Below are 15,332 nucleotides of genomic sequence, written 5' to 3'. Positions count from 1 at the left end.
ACAATTTGACCGAAAAAGCCGCAGGACTCGCCGAAACGCCCTCAGACTTCGTTCAATTCACTGATATGCCGATACTCGGCCCCCAGTTCCCGGGCCAGGCGCTCGGCCTTGCCCAGGCGCAACGGGCCGCTTTCGAGGTCGACCAGCAGGCTCGGGCAGGCAGCCTCCGGCAGCGCCGGCCAGTCGCGCAGACGGCCGTCGGTAAGCACCAGCAGACGCTGATGCTCGGCGGGTTTCTGCCGCTGTCGGCGCGCCAGCCAGCCAGCGGCCTGGTGCAGGGCGTCGAGCAGCGGCGTACCGCCGCCGGCGCCCAGCTGGCGCAGCCAGTCCTGCAACTCCCGCGAGGCCTTCTGCCCCTGCCAGAGCCATTGCGCCTGCTGCCCGGTGGCATGCAGCACGGCCAGGCGGATGCGCTGCCGATAAGCCTCCTCGAACAGCGTCGCCAACACTCCCTTGGCCTGGGCCAGGGCGCCGTACCGGCGGGTGCTGGCGGAGGCATCGACGATCACCAGCCAGAGTTCGCCCGGGCGCCGGCTGCGCGGCTGGCGAAGCAGGTCGCGACGCTGTCGGGGACGTCCACGCAGCAGGGTCGGCAACCATTGGATGGCGCCCTCCGCACCCTGGCTCAGGGCGCCGCCAAGTCCGCCGCGCAGGGCTCCGGGTCTGCTCCTGGCATCCGCACCCATGACCGAGCGCGGGCGGATGCTCAGGGCTTTTTTGGCCAGCGCGGCAGCTCGCGGGCGGTCCCCATGGCCACCGGCCGAGCCGGCAATTCGCCCCACTGCCCTTCGCCGTCGCCGGTGCGCTCCGGGAGCGCGACAGGGGCCGCCGCGGGCGGTGGCGGTGGATTGGCCGCCGATGATGGCGGGTTCGACTGGCGACGGCGATGCAGCAGGGCGAAATGTTCCACCGCATCGATGTCCTCCGCCTCGATCCGCTCGCCGCCGCGCCAGGCCGCATGGGCGCGCGCCGCGCGCAGCCAGACCAGGTCGGCGCGCAGGCCATCGACAGCCGCCTCGAAGCAGCGTCGAGCGATGCTGTCCAGCGCCGCATCGTCCAGGGGAATCCGCGCCAGCCGCCGGCGCGCCTCGGCGCAACGGCGGCGCAGGGTGTCCTGCTGGCCTTCCCAGCGTTCGACGAAGGCCTGCGGGTCGGCATCGAAGGCCAGCCGGCGACGGATGATCTCTGCCCGCTCGGCCGGCGGCGGCTGGGTATCGAGACGCACGTTGAGGCCGAAACGGTCGAGCAGTTGCGGGCGCAGTTCGCCCTCTTCCGGGTTCATCGTGCCGATCAGCACGAAACGCGCCGGATGCCGGTGGGAAATGCCATCGCGCTCGACCAGGTTGACGCCGCTGGCGGCGACGTCGAGCAACAAGTCCACCAGGTGGTCCGGCAGCAGGTTCACTTCGTCGACGTAGAGCACGCCGCCGTCGGCCTTGGCCAGCACGCCTGGGGAAAACCGCGCGCGACCTTCGCCGAGGGCGGCGTCCAGGTCGAGGCTGCCGACGATGCGCTCCTCGCTGGCGCCCAGCGGCAGGGTAACGAACACGCCCGCCGGCAGCAGTTCGGCGACGCCCCGCGCCAGGGTCGACTTGGCCATTCCGCGCGGCCCCTCGATCAGTACCCCGCCGATCGCCGGATCGACCGCGGCCAGGCACAGCGCCAGCTTCAGTTCGTCGGCGGCGACCACGGCGGACAGGGGGTAATGCACGGTAGCGCTCATGGGGATTCCTGCGGCGGACGGACGGAAATACGGACCGCCAAGTCTATCAGGCCGGCGGCGCCGGTATCGAACCGTGAAACAGTCGTTGAACCGGCCGCCTCGCTTGCAGTAAGCTCGGGACTCGTTCACGGGAGAAACCCATGCCGCACACCCGCCATCCGCACCTGCATTCCAGTGCCTTGCGCCCTGGCTTGTCGTTGCGCGCGCGTGCGCCGCAGGCACCCCGTGCCGCGTATTTCTTCGGGTATTGGTTTAGCCACTCCGGCGCCTGATACCCCAACGGCGCCCACGGTATACGGGACGCCTACCCTGCACACGCAAACCCCCGGTCGGCTCCCCGACCGGGGGTTTTGTTTTTCCGGCCCGTTTTTCCGGCCCACAAGGCCACAACCACAGACCAACGCACAGGACATCGATCATGACCGCATACCGCTACCGCACTGGCTACCCGCTCAACACCTGGCGATTTAGCGACGGCCGCCAGCCGCTCGCCAACCCACGACATTGCCGAACACCTCGATAGGGCACGACGCGCGCGGGATGCCCGCCGCCAGCCCAGGAAGCCAGACCATGAACTCATCCGTATCCGCACTGACCACCCTTTCGCCGAACGTCCAGGCCGTCGCCCTGCCCAGCGCCACCGCCCGTACCGCCCTGGAACGCCTGCCCAGCCCGCTCGAACTCAAGGCCCGCCAGCCGTTGCCGCTGGAGCTGGCCAGCCAGGTCGCCGCCAGCCGCGACGCCATCCGCGCCATCCTCGACGGCGACGACCCGCGCCTGCTGGTGGTAGTCGGACCCTGTTCGATCCACGATCCCCGCTCCGCCCTCGAATACGCCGAACGCCTCGCGGCGCTGAGCGACGAACTCGACGGCCAGTTGCTCCTGGTGATGCGCGCCTACGTGGAAAAGCCACGCACCACGGTGGGCTGGAAGGGCCTCGCCTACGACCCGCATCTGGATGGCAGCGACGACATGGCCGCCGGCCTGGCGCTGTCCCGGCAACTGATGCTGGACATGCTGCGCCTCGGCCTGCCGCTGGCCACCGAACTCCTGCAACCTCTGGCCGCCGGCTACTTCGACGACCTGCTGAGCTGGGCGGCGATCGGCGCGCGCACCAGCGAATCGCAGATCCACCGCGAGCTGGTCAGCGGCCTCGGCCTGCCGGTGGGCTTCAAGAACGGCACCGACGGCGGCGTCGGCATCGCCTGCGACGCGATCCGTTCGGCGGCCCACGGCCACCGCCATTTCGGCCTCGACCCGCACGGTCACCCGGCGCTGATCGAGACCCGCGGCAATCCGGACACCCATGTGGTGCTGCGCGGCGGCCGCCACGGTTCGAACTACGGCCCCGAGCAGGTGCAGGCCGTGCGCCAGGCCCTGGAAAGCCAGGGCATCGCCACGCGGATGATGGTCGATTGCAGTCACGCCAACAGCGGCAAGAACCCGCTGAACCAGCCCGGCGTCCTCGCCAGCGTGCTGGACCAGCGCCTGGCCGGCGCCAGCGACCTGGTCGGGGTAATGCTGGAAAGCCACCTGTTCGACGGTTGCCAGGCGCTTGGCGGCGAACTGCGCTACGGCGTCTCGATCACCGACGGCTGCCTCGGCTGGGAAGGCACCGAGCGGATTCTCCGCGACGCCGCCCGGCGGCTCGCCGAGCGGCGCTGAAAGCGGCGCGAGCGGCCATGCCGCTCCGCTATTCCTCTTCGACGTCCAGCAGCAGGTTCTCCAGGGCCTCGCGATAGGCCCCCGGCTCCTGCCAGAGCCCGCGCCGCTGCGCCTCCACCAGGCGCTCGGCCATGTCGCGCAGGGCCTGCGGATTGTGCTGGCGGACGAACTCGCGGGTCTCCGCATCGAGCAGGTAGGCGTCGGCCAGCAGCGCGTACTGGTGGTCGTCGATCAACTCGCTGGTGGCATCGAAGGCGCACAGGTAGTCCACCGTCGCCGCCAGTTCGAAGGCGCCCTTGTAGCCGTGGCGCTTCATCCCGGCGATCCACTTCGGATTCACCGCCCGCGCCCGCACCACCCGGTTGAGCTCTTCCTTGAGCGTGCGGATGCGCGGGTTGTCCGGCTGGCTGTGGTCGCCGTGGTAACTGGCCACCGGCGCGCCGCGCAGGGTTTCCACCGCCGCCAGCATGCCGCCCTGGAACTGGTAGTAGTCGTTGGAATCGAGCAGGTCGTGCTCGCGGTTGTCCTGGTTGTGCAGCACCGCCTGCAGGCGTTCCAGGCGCTGGGCGAAGCGTTCCCGCGCCGGCGTGCCGTCGTCGGCGGCACCGTAGGCGTAGCCGCCCCAGTTCAGGTAGACCTCGGCAAGGTCGGCGCGGGTCTCCCACAGCCGCTCTTCGATTGCGCCCTGCACGCCGGCGCCGTAGGCACCCGGCTTGGCGCCGAAGATCCGCCAGCCGGCCTGCCGGCGCGCCTCCGCCGGCGCCGTGCCCTGCGCCTCGAGGCGCTGGCGCTCCAGGCGTACGCGAGCGGCCAGCGGGTTCAGCTCCTCCGCCTCGTCCAGCTCGGCGACCGCCTGCACCGCCGCATCGAACAGGCGGATCAGGTTGGCGAAGGCGTCGCGGAAGAACCCGGAGACCCGCAGCGTCACGTCGACCCGCGGGCGGTCCAGCAGGGAGACCGGGAGGATCTCGAAATCGGCGACGCGCTGGCTGCCGGCCTGCCAGACCGGTCGCACGCCGAGCAGGGCCAGGGCCTGGGCGATGTCGTCGCCGCCGGTGCGCATGGTCGCCGTGCCCCACACCGAGAGGCCGAGCTGGCGCAGGTGATCGCCATGTTCCTGCAGGTGACGCTCGAGCAGCAGGTTGGCCGACTGGAAGCCGATGCGCCAGGCGGTCGGGGTCGGCAGGTTGCGCACGTCCACCGAGAAGAAGTTGCGTCCGGTGGGCAGCACGTCGAGTCGCCCGCGACTCGGCGCGCCGCTCGGACCGGCCGGTACGAAGCGCCCTTCGAGGGCTGCCAGCAGCCCGTCGATCTCGGCCCCGCCACAGGCGTCCAGGGTCGGTGCCACCTGTTCGCACAAGCCGCGCAACACCTCGCCGCTGGCACGCCAGGTGGCAGGCGGCGATTCGCCGCCCAGGCAGCGTTCTATCCAGTGCAACGCCAGCAATTCCAGGCGTTCGCGGGTATCCCCGAGAGTACGCCAGGGCTCCCCGCCCCGCTCTTCCAGGCAGGCCGGCCGCGCGCCCTGCCAGGCCTCGCCCATGTCGCAGGCCAGCGGATCGAAGCCCAGGCCAAGGTCGTCCGCCAGGCTCTTCAGCAACCCGGCGTTGGCGCCCTTGCCATCGCCGCGCGGAACCCGCAGCAGCGCCAGCAGGGTATCCAGGCGCAATCGCCCGCTCGGCGACTCGCCGAACACATGCAGGCCGTCGCGGATCTGCGACTCCTTCAGGTCGCAGAGATAGGCGTCCAGCTGCGGCAGCCAGCTGTCCGGATCGTCGCTGAGCTGCAAGCCGATCTCGCGGTCGAGACGGTTGTCGCGCAGGAGGACGAGAATCTCGCCGCGCAACTGTTCGGCGCGGCGTGGGTCGAGCAGCGAGGCATCGTAGAACTCGTCGGCCAGGCGCTCCAGGTCGCGCAGCGGGCCGTAGCTCTCGGCGCGGGTCAGCGGCGGCATCAGGTGGTCGATGATCACCGCCTGGGTGCGGCGCTTGGCCTGGGCGCCCTCCCCCGGATCGTTGACGATGAACGGATAGATGTTCGGCAGCGGACCGAGCAACGCGTCCGGCCAGCATTCGGCGGACAGGCCGACTCCCTTGCCCGGCAGCCATTCCAGGTTACCGTGCTTGCCGACGTGCAGCAGGGCATCGGCGCGGTAGGCGTGGCGCAGCCAGAAGTAGAACGCCAGGTAGCCGTGCGGCGGCACCAGGTCGGGATCGTGGTAGACCGCCGCCGGATCGAGCTGATAGCCGCGCGCCGGCTGGATGCCGACGAAGGTCAGGCCATAGCGCAGGCCGGCGACCATCATCCGTCCGTCGCGGAACATCGGGTCCTGTTGCGGCTCGCCCCAGCGCGCCAGCACCGCCTGGCGATTGCGCTCCGGCAGGCGTGCGAAGCAGGCCAGGTAGTCGTCCAGCGCCAGGCTCTGGGCGCAGGGCCGTAGGTCGAGATGCTCCAGGTCGTTGCTGACGCCGCCGAGCAACTGGCGGATCAGCTCGGTTCCGCTGGCGGGCAGTCCGTCGACCGGATAGCCCTGCTGGCGCAGGGCACGAAGGATGTTCAGCGCCGCCGCCGGGGTGTCCAGGCCGACGCCGTTGCCGATCCGGCCATCGCGGGTCGGGTAGTTGGCCAGCACCAGCGCCACCCGTTTTTCCGCGTTTGGCTTGCGCGCCAGCTCGGCCCAGCGCCGCGCCAGTTCGGCGACGAAATCCATGCGCTCGTCGTCGGCGAGATAGCAGACCACGTCGCTCTCGCTGCGTTCGCTGCGCCAGGCCAGGCCCTTGAAACTGATCGGCCGGGTGACGATGCGCCCGTCCAGCTCCGGCAGCGCCACGTGCATGGCCAGGTCGCGCGGCCCCAGGCCTTGCGGGTTGTCCAGCCAGAGCGGGCGGTTGTCCAGCGAGCAGATCGCCTGCAATACCGGCACGTCGCGACGGAACGGACGCAACTCGGGCGCCTCCGGATTGGACTGGGCGAAACCGGTGGTATTGACGATCAGCGCGGCGTCGCTGCGCTCCAGCCAGTCTTCCACCTGCGCCAGGCAGGCGCTTTCCTTGAGGCTGGCCAGCGCGATCGGCAACGGGTTGAGCCCCTGCGCCGCGAGGCGTTCGCAGAAGCGTGCGATGAAGGCGGTGTTGGCTGCCTGCAGGTGGGTGCGATAGAACAGCAACGCGACCACCGGACGCCCGGCCTGCCAGTCGGCACGCCAGTGTTCCAGGGTCGCCTCGGCATGCCGTGGATGGAACAGTGCCACCCGCGGCAGCGCCTGCGGTTCGCGCCAGGCGTAGCCGCGGCCGAGGCACTGGCTGGCCAGGCAGCGGTAGAACTGCCCGGCGTTCTCCAGGCCGCCCTGGCGCAAGTATTGCCAGAAGCGCTCGGCCTGCTCCGCCGGCAGGTTGCCGAGGGCGCTCAGCTCCGGGTCGGGGCGGTCGTCGCCGGGCACCGGGATCAGCAGCGCGCCGCGCTCGGCCAGCGCCACCAGTTGCTCCACGCCGTAGCGCCAGTAGCCGATGCCGCCGTGCAGCGAAAGCAGGATCACCCGCGCGTGCCGCAGCACTTCCTCGACGTAGAGGTCCACCGAGGCGTGGTTCTGCAACTGCATGGGGTTGGCCAGGCGCAGGCTCGGGTAGTCGTCCGGCAGCGCACGGGCGGCCTCGGCCAGCAATGCGAGGTGCGAATCGCCGCTGCAGAGGATCACCAGCTCGGCGGGAGTCTGGGCCAGGTGGGCGATGCCGTCGTCGGGAACGAAGCCGCCGGGTTGGGTGCGCAACAGGTGCATGGACGTTCTACCGGTAGGACGCAAGAAGCTGGGGCCGGCGAATCGCCATCGCCGGCCCCGGCCGGGGATCACGGATCAGGCAAGCGCTGTGCGCAGCTGGTTGGCAATGGCGGCCTGGTCCAGCTCCTGGCCGATCACCACCAGCCGGGTGCTGCGGACTTCGTCGGCCAGCCACTTGCGGTCGAAATGCCTGTCGAAGCGCTTGCCGACGCCCTGTACCAACAGGCGCATGGGCTTGCCCGGAATGGCGGCGAAACCCTTGATGCGAAGTATGTCGTGACGCTCCACCAGCTCGCCGAGGGCCTCGAGCAGCGCAGCTTCCTCCACCTCGGGGAGATCGACGTGGAAGGAGTCGAACTCGTCGTGGTCGTGGTCCTCGTGGCCTTCGTGGTCGTGGTGGGTCGGCCGGCCGTCGATGTGCAGCTCGGCCTCGGCGTTGAGTCCCAGCAAGACCGGCAGCGGCAGCTCGCCCCGGCTCGCCTCGACGATCTTCACCGCCGCCGGCAGCTCCCCGGCGATCTCCGCGCGGACCCGCGCCAGGGCCTCGGCGTCGAGCTGGTCGGCCTTGTTCAGGATCACCAGGTCGGCACTGGCCAACTGGTCCTCGAACAGTTCGTGCAGCGGCGATTCATGGTCGAGGTTGGGGTCCTGGCGGCGTTGCTGGTCCACCTGCTCGGGATGGGCGGCGAAGGTACCGGCCGCCACCGCCGGGCTGTCGACCACGGTGATCACCGCGTCGACCGTGCAGGCGTTGCGGATTTCCGGCCACTGGAAAGCCTGCACCAGCGGCTTGGGCAGGGCCAGGCCGCTGGTCTCGATGAGGATCTGGTCAAGGTCGCCGCGGCGCGCCACCAGCTCGCGCATCACCGGGAAGAACTCTTCCTGCACGGTGCAGCACAGGCAACCGTTGGCCAGCTCGAAAACGCGGCCCTGCGCCTCTTCTTCGCTGCAGCCGATGGAACATTGCTTGAGGATCTCGCCGTCGATGCCGAGTTCGCCGAACTCGTTGACGATCACCGCGATGCGCCGGCCTTCGGCGTTGTCCAGCATGTGCCGGAGCAAGGTGGTCTTGCCGGCGCCGAGGAAGCCGGTGACGATGGTGACGGGGAGTTTCGCCAGGGTTTTCATGGGCAGCCCTTGTTCAGCTCGGCGGGCATGCGGACGAGTGGCGCGGACGCAGGGGCCGCGCAACGGATTCGCCACCGGATCACCCCGCCCGGTTGTATGGAAGTCTTGTCCCCGGGCATCGCGCCACGGGATCGACGAGGCAGGTCTCCTGGCTCACGGTCTGGCGTCTCCGCCGGTTCCCCGCCTTCCCGCGTCACGCAGTGGCATTGGGGAACGATCGCCGTTCACAGTTGCGGGGGCAGCCGCGGCATCGACCGCGTTCCCTCTTAGCCCCGCCGTCGCCGGCGAGGAACCTCGAACCGGCAAGGCTACGCAGTGCGCGGGCCAGGGTCAATCGGGCCGGTTGACGCCCGGCGGTCCTTCATGCTGTCCTAGGCGGGTTGTCCCAGGTGTCTCGTGCCGGCGCGCACGAGGTGAAACGGGAAGCCGGTGACGCTCTCCGAGCCAGTCCGGCGCTGCCCCCGCAACGGTAAGCGCATCGCGCGCGAGCCCGGAGACCGGCCTGGAACCTTTCGTTTGATTCACCCGCGGTGGGCGGGCGCAAGCGTGAAGCGGGCCGTCCGGGCCTGTTCCTCGTGCGTACTCCTCTGCCACGCCCATGCCAATCCAGAGGGAACGCACCATGTCCAGCAGCACCCTGGCGCACGCCAGCTCCACCACCTCCCTGTCGAAGCGACTGAGCCTGGCCATCGGCGCCGGCCTGCTCGGCGCGCTGCTGGTCTATTTCGCCGGTTTCTCGCACATCGACGCGGTACACAACGCCGCCCACGATACCCGGCACAGCTCCGGCTTCCCCTGCCACTGAGTCGCGAGGGAACCAGGATGATCAAGCGCATCGCCCAGACCGCCGGCTTCGCCGGCCTGCTCGCCGCCCTGCTGCTGACCCTGCTGCAGATTCTCTGGGTCACCCCGCTGATCCTCGAGGCGGAGACCTACGAGAAGAGCGAGCCGGTCGCGGCCCAGCCCCACGAACACGCCCCCGGCGTCGCCGCCCATGTCCACGACGAGGAGGCCTGGGAGCCGGAGGACGGCTGGCAGCGTACCCTCTCCACCACCGGCGGCAACCTGGTGGTGGCGGTCGGCTTCGCCCTGATGCTCGCCGGCCTCTTCACCCTGCGCGCGCCGGGCCAGACCTGGCAGGGCCTGCTCTGGGGCCTGGCCGGCTACGCGGTGTTCTGCCTGGCGCCGTCGCTGGGCCTGCCGCCGGAGCTGCCGGGTACCGCCGCGGCCGACCTGGTGCAACGCCAGTACTGGTGGATCGCCACCGCCGCCGCCACCGCGGTGGGCCTGGCCCTGCTGGTGTTCGGCGGCAACTGGCCGCTGAAGCTGGTCGGCGCCGTCCTGCTGGCGCTGCCGCACCTGTTCGGCGCGCCGCAGCCCGAGGTCCATGCCAGCCTGGCGCCGGAAGCCCTGGCCCAGCGTTTCGTGGTCGCCTCGCTGGTCAGCAATGCGCTGTTCTGGGCCGCCCTCGGCCTGGCCGCTGCCTGGCTGTTCCGGCGCAACCGGGGCGGCGTCGACGCCTGACCGCCTGCCACCCGCGACCCTTGCCGGTCGCGGGTCCATAGTGCCTCTCCTTCCATTTCCTCCGGTGCGCGCATGCCCCTGCCCATCCCCAGCCTGCTGATCGCCGGCATCGGCTGCCGCCGAGGCTGTAGCGCCGAGCATCTGCGCGCGCTGCTGGAGCGAACGCTGGGCGAATACGGGCGCAGCCTGGCCGAGCTGGACGCCCTCACCAGCATCGACGGCAAACGCGACGAACCCGGCCTGCGGCAACTGGCCACGCTGCTCGAACGCCCCGTGCATTTCCTCGCACCCGCCGTCCTGCACGACTACGAGCCGCGCCTGCTCAGCCCCTCCGCCGTCGCGCTGCGCGAAACCGGCTGCTCCAGCGTCGCCGAGGCCGCCGCCCTGGCCCTGGCCGAACGCCTGGGTGGCGGTCGCGCCGATCTGCTCGGGGCGAAACGCAGCGACGATCGGGCGAGCATCGCCCTGGCACGTCTTCTCACCGAACGAGAACTCCCATGACCGTCTATTTCATCGGCGCCGGTCCCGGCGACCCCGACCTGATCACCGTCAAGGGGCAGCGCCTGATCCGCCAGTGCCCGGTGATCCTCTACGCCGGCTCGCTGGTTCCGCAAGCGCTGCTCGAGGGGCACCAGGCCGGCCAGGTGGTGAACACCGCCGAGCTGGACCTCGAACAGATCGTCGAGCTACTCGCGCAAGCCCATCGCCGCGGCCTCGACGTAGCCCGCGTGCATTCCGGCGATCCCTCCCTGTACGGCGCCATCGGCGAGCAGATCCGCCACCTGCGCGAACTCGGCATCCCCTATGAGATCGTCCCCGGGGTCACCGCCACCGCCGCCTGCGCCGCCCTGCTCGGCTGCGAGCTGACCCTGCCCGAAGTGTCCCAGACGCTGATCCTGACCCGCTACGCCGCACGCACGAAGATGCCGGAAGGCGAGAGCCTGGGCGACCTGGCGCGGCACCGGGCGACCCTGGCGATCCACCTGGGCGTCGCCCACCTGGCGAAGATCGTCGAGGAACTGCTGCCGCACTACGGCGCCGACTGCCCGGTCGCGGTGATCCACCGGGCCAGTTGGCCCGACCAGGAACAGGTTCGCGGCACCCTCGGCGACATCCTGCCCAAGGTCGCCGCCAGGAATTTCCGCCGCACCGCGCTGATCCTGGTCGGCGAGGTGCTGGCCGCCGAAGGCTTCGCCGACTCTTCGCTGTACCGCGCCGAGCATCGACATCTCTATCGACCCGGCGAATGAACCGCCGTCCTTAGGTTCGGCGCCGACCACCGGCAGCACGCCTAGACTCGTCACAAGGCTTGCGACAGCGGGCCGGCACGGCTAGCGTTCAGCGCTGGCCCCTTTTTTCCTGAAGCCTTCGGACACCCATGAAACGATTCCTCCTCGGTCTGGTTCTGCTGCTGGCGGTCGCCGCCGGCGTCCTCTACTTCGTCCCGGCTACCCTCCTCGCCAGCGTACGCACCGTCGAGCGCGGTCTCGCCGGTCTCAGCGAGCACAGCGTGCAGGTCGACAACCTGGAGATCGCCTACCTGGAAGGTGGCTCGGAGAAGAACCCGACCCTGTTGCTGATCCACGGCTTCGGCGCCGACAAGGACAACTGGCTGCGCTTCGCCCGGCCGCTGACCGAGCGCTACCATGTGGTCGCCCTCGACCTGCCCGGCTTCGGCGACAGCAGCAAGCCGCAACAGGCCAGCTACGACGTCGGCACCCAGGCCGAGCGAGTCGCCAATTTCGCCGCCGCCATCGGCGTGCGCCGCCTGCACCTGGCCGGCAACTCCATGGGCGGGCACATCGCCGCGCTCTACGCGGCGCGCCATCCGGAACAGGTGCTATCGCTGGCGCTGATCGACAACGCCGGGGTGATGCCGGCGCGCAAGAGCGAACTGTTCGAGGATCTGGAGCGCGGCGAGAATCCCCTGGTGGTGCGCCAGCCGGAAGACTTCCAGAAGCTGCTCGACTTCGTGTTCGTCCAGCAACCGCCGCTGCCGGCGCCGCTCAAGCGCTACCTCGGCGAGCGCGCGGTAGCCGCGTCGGCGTTCAACGCGCAGATATTCGAACAACTGCGCCAGCGCTACATCCCGCTGGAGCCGGAACTGCCGAAGATCGAGGCACCGACCCTGCTGCTATGGGGCGACCGCGACCGCGTGCTGGACGTCTCCAGCATCGAGGTGATGCGTCCGCTGCTGAAGCGGCCCAGCGTGGTGATCATGGAAAACTGCGGACACGTGCCGATGGTCGAACGCCCGGAGGAAACCGCGCAGCACTACCAGGCCTTCCTCGACGGCGTACGGAACGCCCAGGTGGCCGGTCGCTGAAAACGCGAACCGGCGCCTGGGCGCCGGTTCGGGGGAGCGGGAGCCGTCGCGAGGACGGCTCGGATACAGGCCTCAGGCCTGGATCAGGTTGGCGATCTGCACGTCCGGGTTGACGTCCTGCTCGTAGTCGACCCCAGCGACCTCGAAACCGAACAGGTTGAGGAACTCGCTCTTGTAGCCGGCGAAGTCGGTCAACTCGTAAAGGTTCTCGTTGGTTACCTTGTCCCACAGCTCCTCGACACGGGACTGCACTTCCGGCTGCAGTTCCTTGTAGTCGGCACGCAGGCGGCCTTCCTCGTCGAGGCGCGGCTCGGCGCCGTACAGGCTCTCCCGGTACAGGCCGTCGACCTGCTCGATGCAACCTTCGTGGGTGCCCTGCTCCTTCATCACCTTGAACAGCAGCGACAGGTACAGCGGCATCATCGGGATCGCCGAGCTGGCCTGGGTCACCACCGCCTTGAGCACCGACACGCGCGCGTCGCCGCCCAGCGGGGCGAGCTTGTCGCGGATACCGAGGACCTTCTGGTCGAGATCCTTCTTGGCCGCGCCGATGGAACCGTTCCAGTAGATGTCGTGGGTGATCTTCTCGCCCAGGTAGGTGAACGCGGTGGTCTTCGCGCCGTCGGCCAGCACGTCGGCCTCCAGCAGCGCGTCGATCCACATCTGCCAGTCCTCGCCGCCCATCACCGCAACGGTATCGGCGACCTCCTGGTCGCTGGCCGCCTCCAGGACCACGTCCTTGATCACTTCCTTGTCGGTGTCCAGGCCACGGAAGCTGACCGACTTGCCGATCGGCTTGAGGGTCGAGGAGAACACTTCGCCGCTCTTCGGATGGGTACGGCGCGGCGCGGCCAGGCTGTAGACCACCAGGTCGACCTTGCCGAGATCGCGCTTGATGGTCTCGATGGTCAGCCGCTTCACCTCGTCGGAGAAAGCGTCGCCATTGATGCTGCGGGCATACAGGCCTTTCTCGTGGGCGAACTTCTCGAAGGCCGCCGAGTTGTACCAGCCGGCGGTGCCCGGCTTGCTCTCGCTGCCCGGACGCTCGAAGAACACCCCGAGGGTATCGGCGCCGGAACCGAACGCGGCGGTGATGCGGGCAGCCAGGCCATAGCCGGTGGAGGAACCGATGACCAGGACCTTCTTCGGTCCGTTGACGACGGGGCCCTTGGCCTCGACGTAGTCGATCTGTTGCTTGACGTTGGCCTCGCAGCCTGCCGGATGGGTAGTGACGCAGATGAAGCCACGCACGCGCGGTTTGATGATCATGAAAACCTCGGTTGCTAGATGCCGGAAAAGCACATTCAGGAGCTAGAGACGTCGCGCATTGTAAATGAGACACCTCCGCTTGGGCGGACCGAAGGCAGGAATCGTGACCAAAGGGTCACGCGTCGCAGCCCGGACATAAAAAAACCCGCTCCGGGGAGCGGGTCTTGTCGGCTTGGAATCGGGCTCAGACGGCCTTTTCCAGCTCCGGTACGGCGTCGAACAGGTCGGCGACCAGGCCGTAGTCGGCGACCTGGAAGATCGGCGCCTCTTCGTCCTTGTTGATCGCGACGATCACCTTCGAGTCCTTCATGCCCGCCAGGTGCTGGATGGCACCGGAGATACCCACCGCGATGTACAGCTGCGGGGCGACGATCTTGCCGGTCTGGCCGACCTGCATGTCGTTCGGCACGAAACCGGCGTCGACCGCGGCGCGGGAAGCGCCGACTGCGGCACCCAGCTTGTCGGCCAGGGCGTAGAGGATCTTGAAGTTGTCGCCGTTCTGCATGCCGCGGCCGCCGGAGACCACGATCTTGGCAGCGGTCAGTTCCGGACGGTCGGACTTGGCCAGCTCTTCGCCGACGAAGGCGGACTTGCCGGCATCGGCCGGGCCGGAAACCTGCTCGACGGCAGCCGAACCGCCTTCGGCGGCGACGGCGTCGAAGCCGGTGGTACGCACGGTGATCACCTTGACCGCAGCCGAGGACTGCACGGTAGCGATGGCGTTACCGGCGTAGATCGGACGCTTGAAGGTGTCGGGGCTGACCACTTCGACGATCTCGGAGATCTGGTCGACGTCCAGCAGCGCGGCGACGCGCGGCAGGAAGTTCTTGCCGTTGGTGGTAGCCGGGGCCAGCACGTGGCTGTAGTTCTTGCCCAGCTCGGCGATCAGCGGTGCGACGTTTTCCGGCAGTTGGTGGGCGTAGGCGGCGTTGTCGGCGACCAGCACCTTGGAGACGCCCTCGACCTTGGCGGCGGCTTCGGCCACGGCGGCAACGTTCTGTCCGGCGACCAGCACGTGGATGTCGCCGCCAATGGCCTTGGCAGCGGCAACGGTGTTCAGGGTGGCAGCCGCCAGGGCCGCGTTGTTGTGCTCAGCGATAACCAGGATAGCCATTAGATTACCTTCGCCTCGTTCTTCAGTTTCTCTACCAGTTCAGCCACGGACTTGACCTTGATGCCAGCGGAGCGTGCAGCCGGCGCCTCGACCTTCAGGGTCTTCACGGTGGAAGCGGTGGAAACGCCCAGGGCGTCCGGGGTCACCACGTCCAGCGGCTTCTTCTTGGCTTTCATGATGTTCGGCAGCGACGCGTAGCGCGGCTCGTTCAGGCGCAGGTCGGTGGTGACGATGGCCGGCAGGTTCAGCGCGACGGTCTGCAGACCGCCATCGATCTCGCGGGTCACGTTGACCTTGTCGCCAGCGACCTCGACCTTGGAGGCGAAGGTGCCCTGGGCGTAGCCGGTCAGCGCGGCGAGCATCTGGCCGGTCTGGTTGTTGTCGCTGTCGATGGCCTGCTTGCCGAGGATCACCAGCTGCGGCTGCTCCTTGTCGACCACGGCCTTGAGCAGCTTGGCCACGGCCAGGGAGTTCAGCTCGTCGTTGCTCTCCACCAGGATCGCACGGTCAGCGCCCAGCGCCAGCGCGGTGCGCAGTTGCTCCTGGGCGGCGGTCGGGCCGACGGAGACAGCGACGATCTCGGTAGCCACGCCCTTCTCTTTCAGGCGCACGGCTTCTTCCACGGCGATTTCGCAGAAGGGGTTCATGGACATCTTGACGTTGGCGAGGTCGACGCCGGAGTTGTCCGCCTTGACGCGGACCTTGACGTTGTAGTCGACCACTCGTTTGACTGCTACAAGAACCTTCATGGATTCCTCGTTATTCTCCGGTGAATAAGGATGTCGCCAGACAGGCCTGGCCGGTGATG

General features: G+C 68.9%; 13 protein-coding genes and 2 riboswitches. Of the genes, 6 read left to right on the top strand and 7 right to left on the bottom strand.

Going from position 1 to position 15,332, the window contains the following annotated elements; all coding sequences use genetic code 11:
* Window positions 1-41: 41 nt before the first annotated feature.
* The gene (locus ACI766_RS10210; RefSeq protein ID WP_003119819.1) at window positions 42-686 is read right to left on the bottom strand and encodes a vWA domain-containing protein; all 645 of its coding nucleotides are present in this window, start codon (window positions 684-686) and stop codon (window positions 42-44) included.
* A gap of 20 nt (window positions 687-706) precedes the next feature.
* Complete coding sequence (locus tag ACI766_RS10205; RefSeq protein ID WP_412828498.1) at window positions 707-1,723, bottom strand: ATP-binding protein; 1,017 nt, start codon at window positions 1,721-1,723, stop codon at window positions 707-709.
* Between the two features lie 570 nt (window positions 1,724-2,293).
* Between ACI766_RS10205 and ACI766_RS10200 the strand changes: the two genes are divergently transcribed.
* Window positions 2,294-3,388: a 3-deoxy-7-phosphoheptulonate synthase gene (locus ACI766_RS10200; protein WP_003114000.1), complete on the top strand. Its 1,095-nt coding sequence runs from the start codon at window positions 2,294-2,296 to the stop codon at window positions 3,386-3,388.
* Window positions 3,389-3,416: 28 nt separating this feature from the next.
* Here ACI766_RS10200 and cobN read toward each other — a convergent pair whose 3' ends face one another.
* Both cobN and cobW read right to left on the bottom strand, forming a co-directional pair.
* Window positions 3,417-7,163 carry a cobaltochelatase subunit CobN gene (gene cobN / locus ACI766_RS10195; RefSeq protein WP_023115238.1) on the bottom strand — a complete coding sequence of 1,249 codons (3,747 nt, stop codon included), beginning with the start codon at window positions 7,161-7,163 and terminating at the stop codon, window positions 3,417-3,419.
* A 75-nt stretch (window positions 7,164-7,238) separates the two neighbouring features.
* Window positions 7,239-8,291, bottom strand: coding sequence for a cobalamin biosynthesis protein CobW (gene cobW, locus ACI766_RS10190; protein ID WP_003102922.1), 1,053 nt, complete (start codon window positions 8,289-8,291; stop codon window positions 7,239-7,241).
* 120 nt (window positions 8,292-8,411) lie between these two features.
* A riboswitch (cobalamin riboswitch) is annotated at window positions 8,412-8,603 on the bottom strand.
* A gap of 58 nt (window positions 8,604-8,661) precedes the next feature.
* Window positions 8,662-8,812: riboswitch (cobalamin riboswitch) on the top strand.
* A 101-nt stretch (window positions 8,813-8,913) separates the two neighbouring features.
* Between cobW and ACI766_RS10185 the strand changes: the two genes are divergently transcribed.
* The 5 genes from ACI766_RS10185 (at window position 8,914) to ACI766_RS10165 (ending at window position 12,141) form a co-directional block, all read left to right on the top strand.
* On the top strand, window positions 8,914-9,096 hold the full coding sequence (locus ACI766_RS10185; protein WP_003091059.1) for a CbtB domain-containing protein: 183 nt from the start codon (window positions 8,914-8,916) through the stop codon (window positions 9,094-9,096).
* A gap of 17 nt (window positions 9,097-9,113) precedes the next feature.
* Window positions 9,114-9,815, top strand: coding sequence for a CbtA family protein (locus ACI766_RS10180; RefSeq protein ID WP_003091061.1), 702 nt, complete (start codon window positions 9,114-9,116; stop codon window positions 9,813-9,815).
* 72 nt (window positions 9,816-9,887) lie between these two features.
* Window positions 9,888-10,316 (top strand): cobalamin biosynthesis protein, encoded by a 429-nt coding sequence (locus ACI766_RS10175; protein WP_016562082.1) that lies wholly within the window; start codon window positions 9,888-9,890, stop codon window positions 10,314-10,316.
* The gene (gene cobM / locus ACI766_RS10170) at window positions 10,313-11,065 is read left to right on the top strand and encodes a precorrin-4 C(11)-methyltransferase (protein ID WP_003102926.1); all 753 of its coding nucleotides are present in this window, start codon (window positions 10,313-10,315) and stop codon (window positions 11,063-11,065) included. Before ACI766_RS10175 ends, cobM begins: the two co-directional genes overlap by 4 nt.
* 128 nt (window positions 11,066-11,193) lie before the next feature.
* Window positions 11,194-12,141 (top strand): alpha/beta fold hydrolase, encoded by a 948-nt coding sequence (locus ACI766_RS10165; protein ID WP_003091085.1) that lies wholly within the window; start codon window positions 11,194-11,196, stop codon window positions 12,139-12,141.
* 72 nt (window positions 12,142-12,213) lie between these two features.
* Here ACI766_RS10165 and fabV read toward each other — a convergent pair whose 3' ends face one another.
* From fabV to ACI766_RS10150, 3 genes are all read right to left on the bottom strand, one after another.
* Complete coding sequence (fabV, locus tag ACI766_RS10160; protein WP_003102929.1) at window positions 12,214-13,410, bottom strand: enoyl-ACP reductase FabV; 1,197 nt, start codon at window positions 13,408-13,410, stop codon at window positions 12,214-12,216.
* A 184-nt stretch (window positions 13,411-13,594) separates the two neighbouring features.
* Window positions 13,595-14,524, bottom strand: a complete 930-nt coding sequence (locus ACI766_RS10155) for an electron transfer flavoprotein subunit alpha/FixB family protein (RefSeq protein ID WP_003091099.1) — start codon at window positions 14,522-14,524, stop codon at window positions 13,595-13,597.
* Window positions 14,524-15,273, bottom strand: coding sequence for an electron transfer flavoprotein subunit beta/FixA family protein (locus ACI766_RS10150; protein WP_003091107.1), 750 nt, complete (start codon window positions 15,271-15,273; stop codon window positions 14,524-14,526). Before ACI766_RS10150 ends, ACI766_RS10155 begins: the two co-directional genes overlap by 1 nt.
* Window positions 15,274-15,332: the final 59 nt, after the last annotated feature.

The sequence above is a fragment of the Pseudomonas sp. DL genome, assembly GCF_047199225.1.
Taxonomy (GTDB): domain Bacteria; phylum Pseudomonadota; class Gammaproteobacteria; order Pseudomonadales; family Pseudomonadaceae; genus Pseudomonas; species Pseudomonas aeruginosa.
Note: the sequence above shows the minus strand (reverse complement) of the source record. Positions and strands in the feature narration are given on the sequence as shown.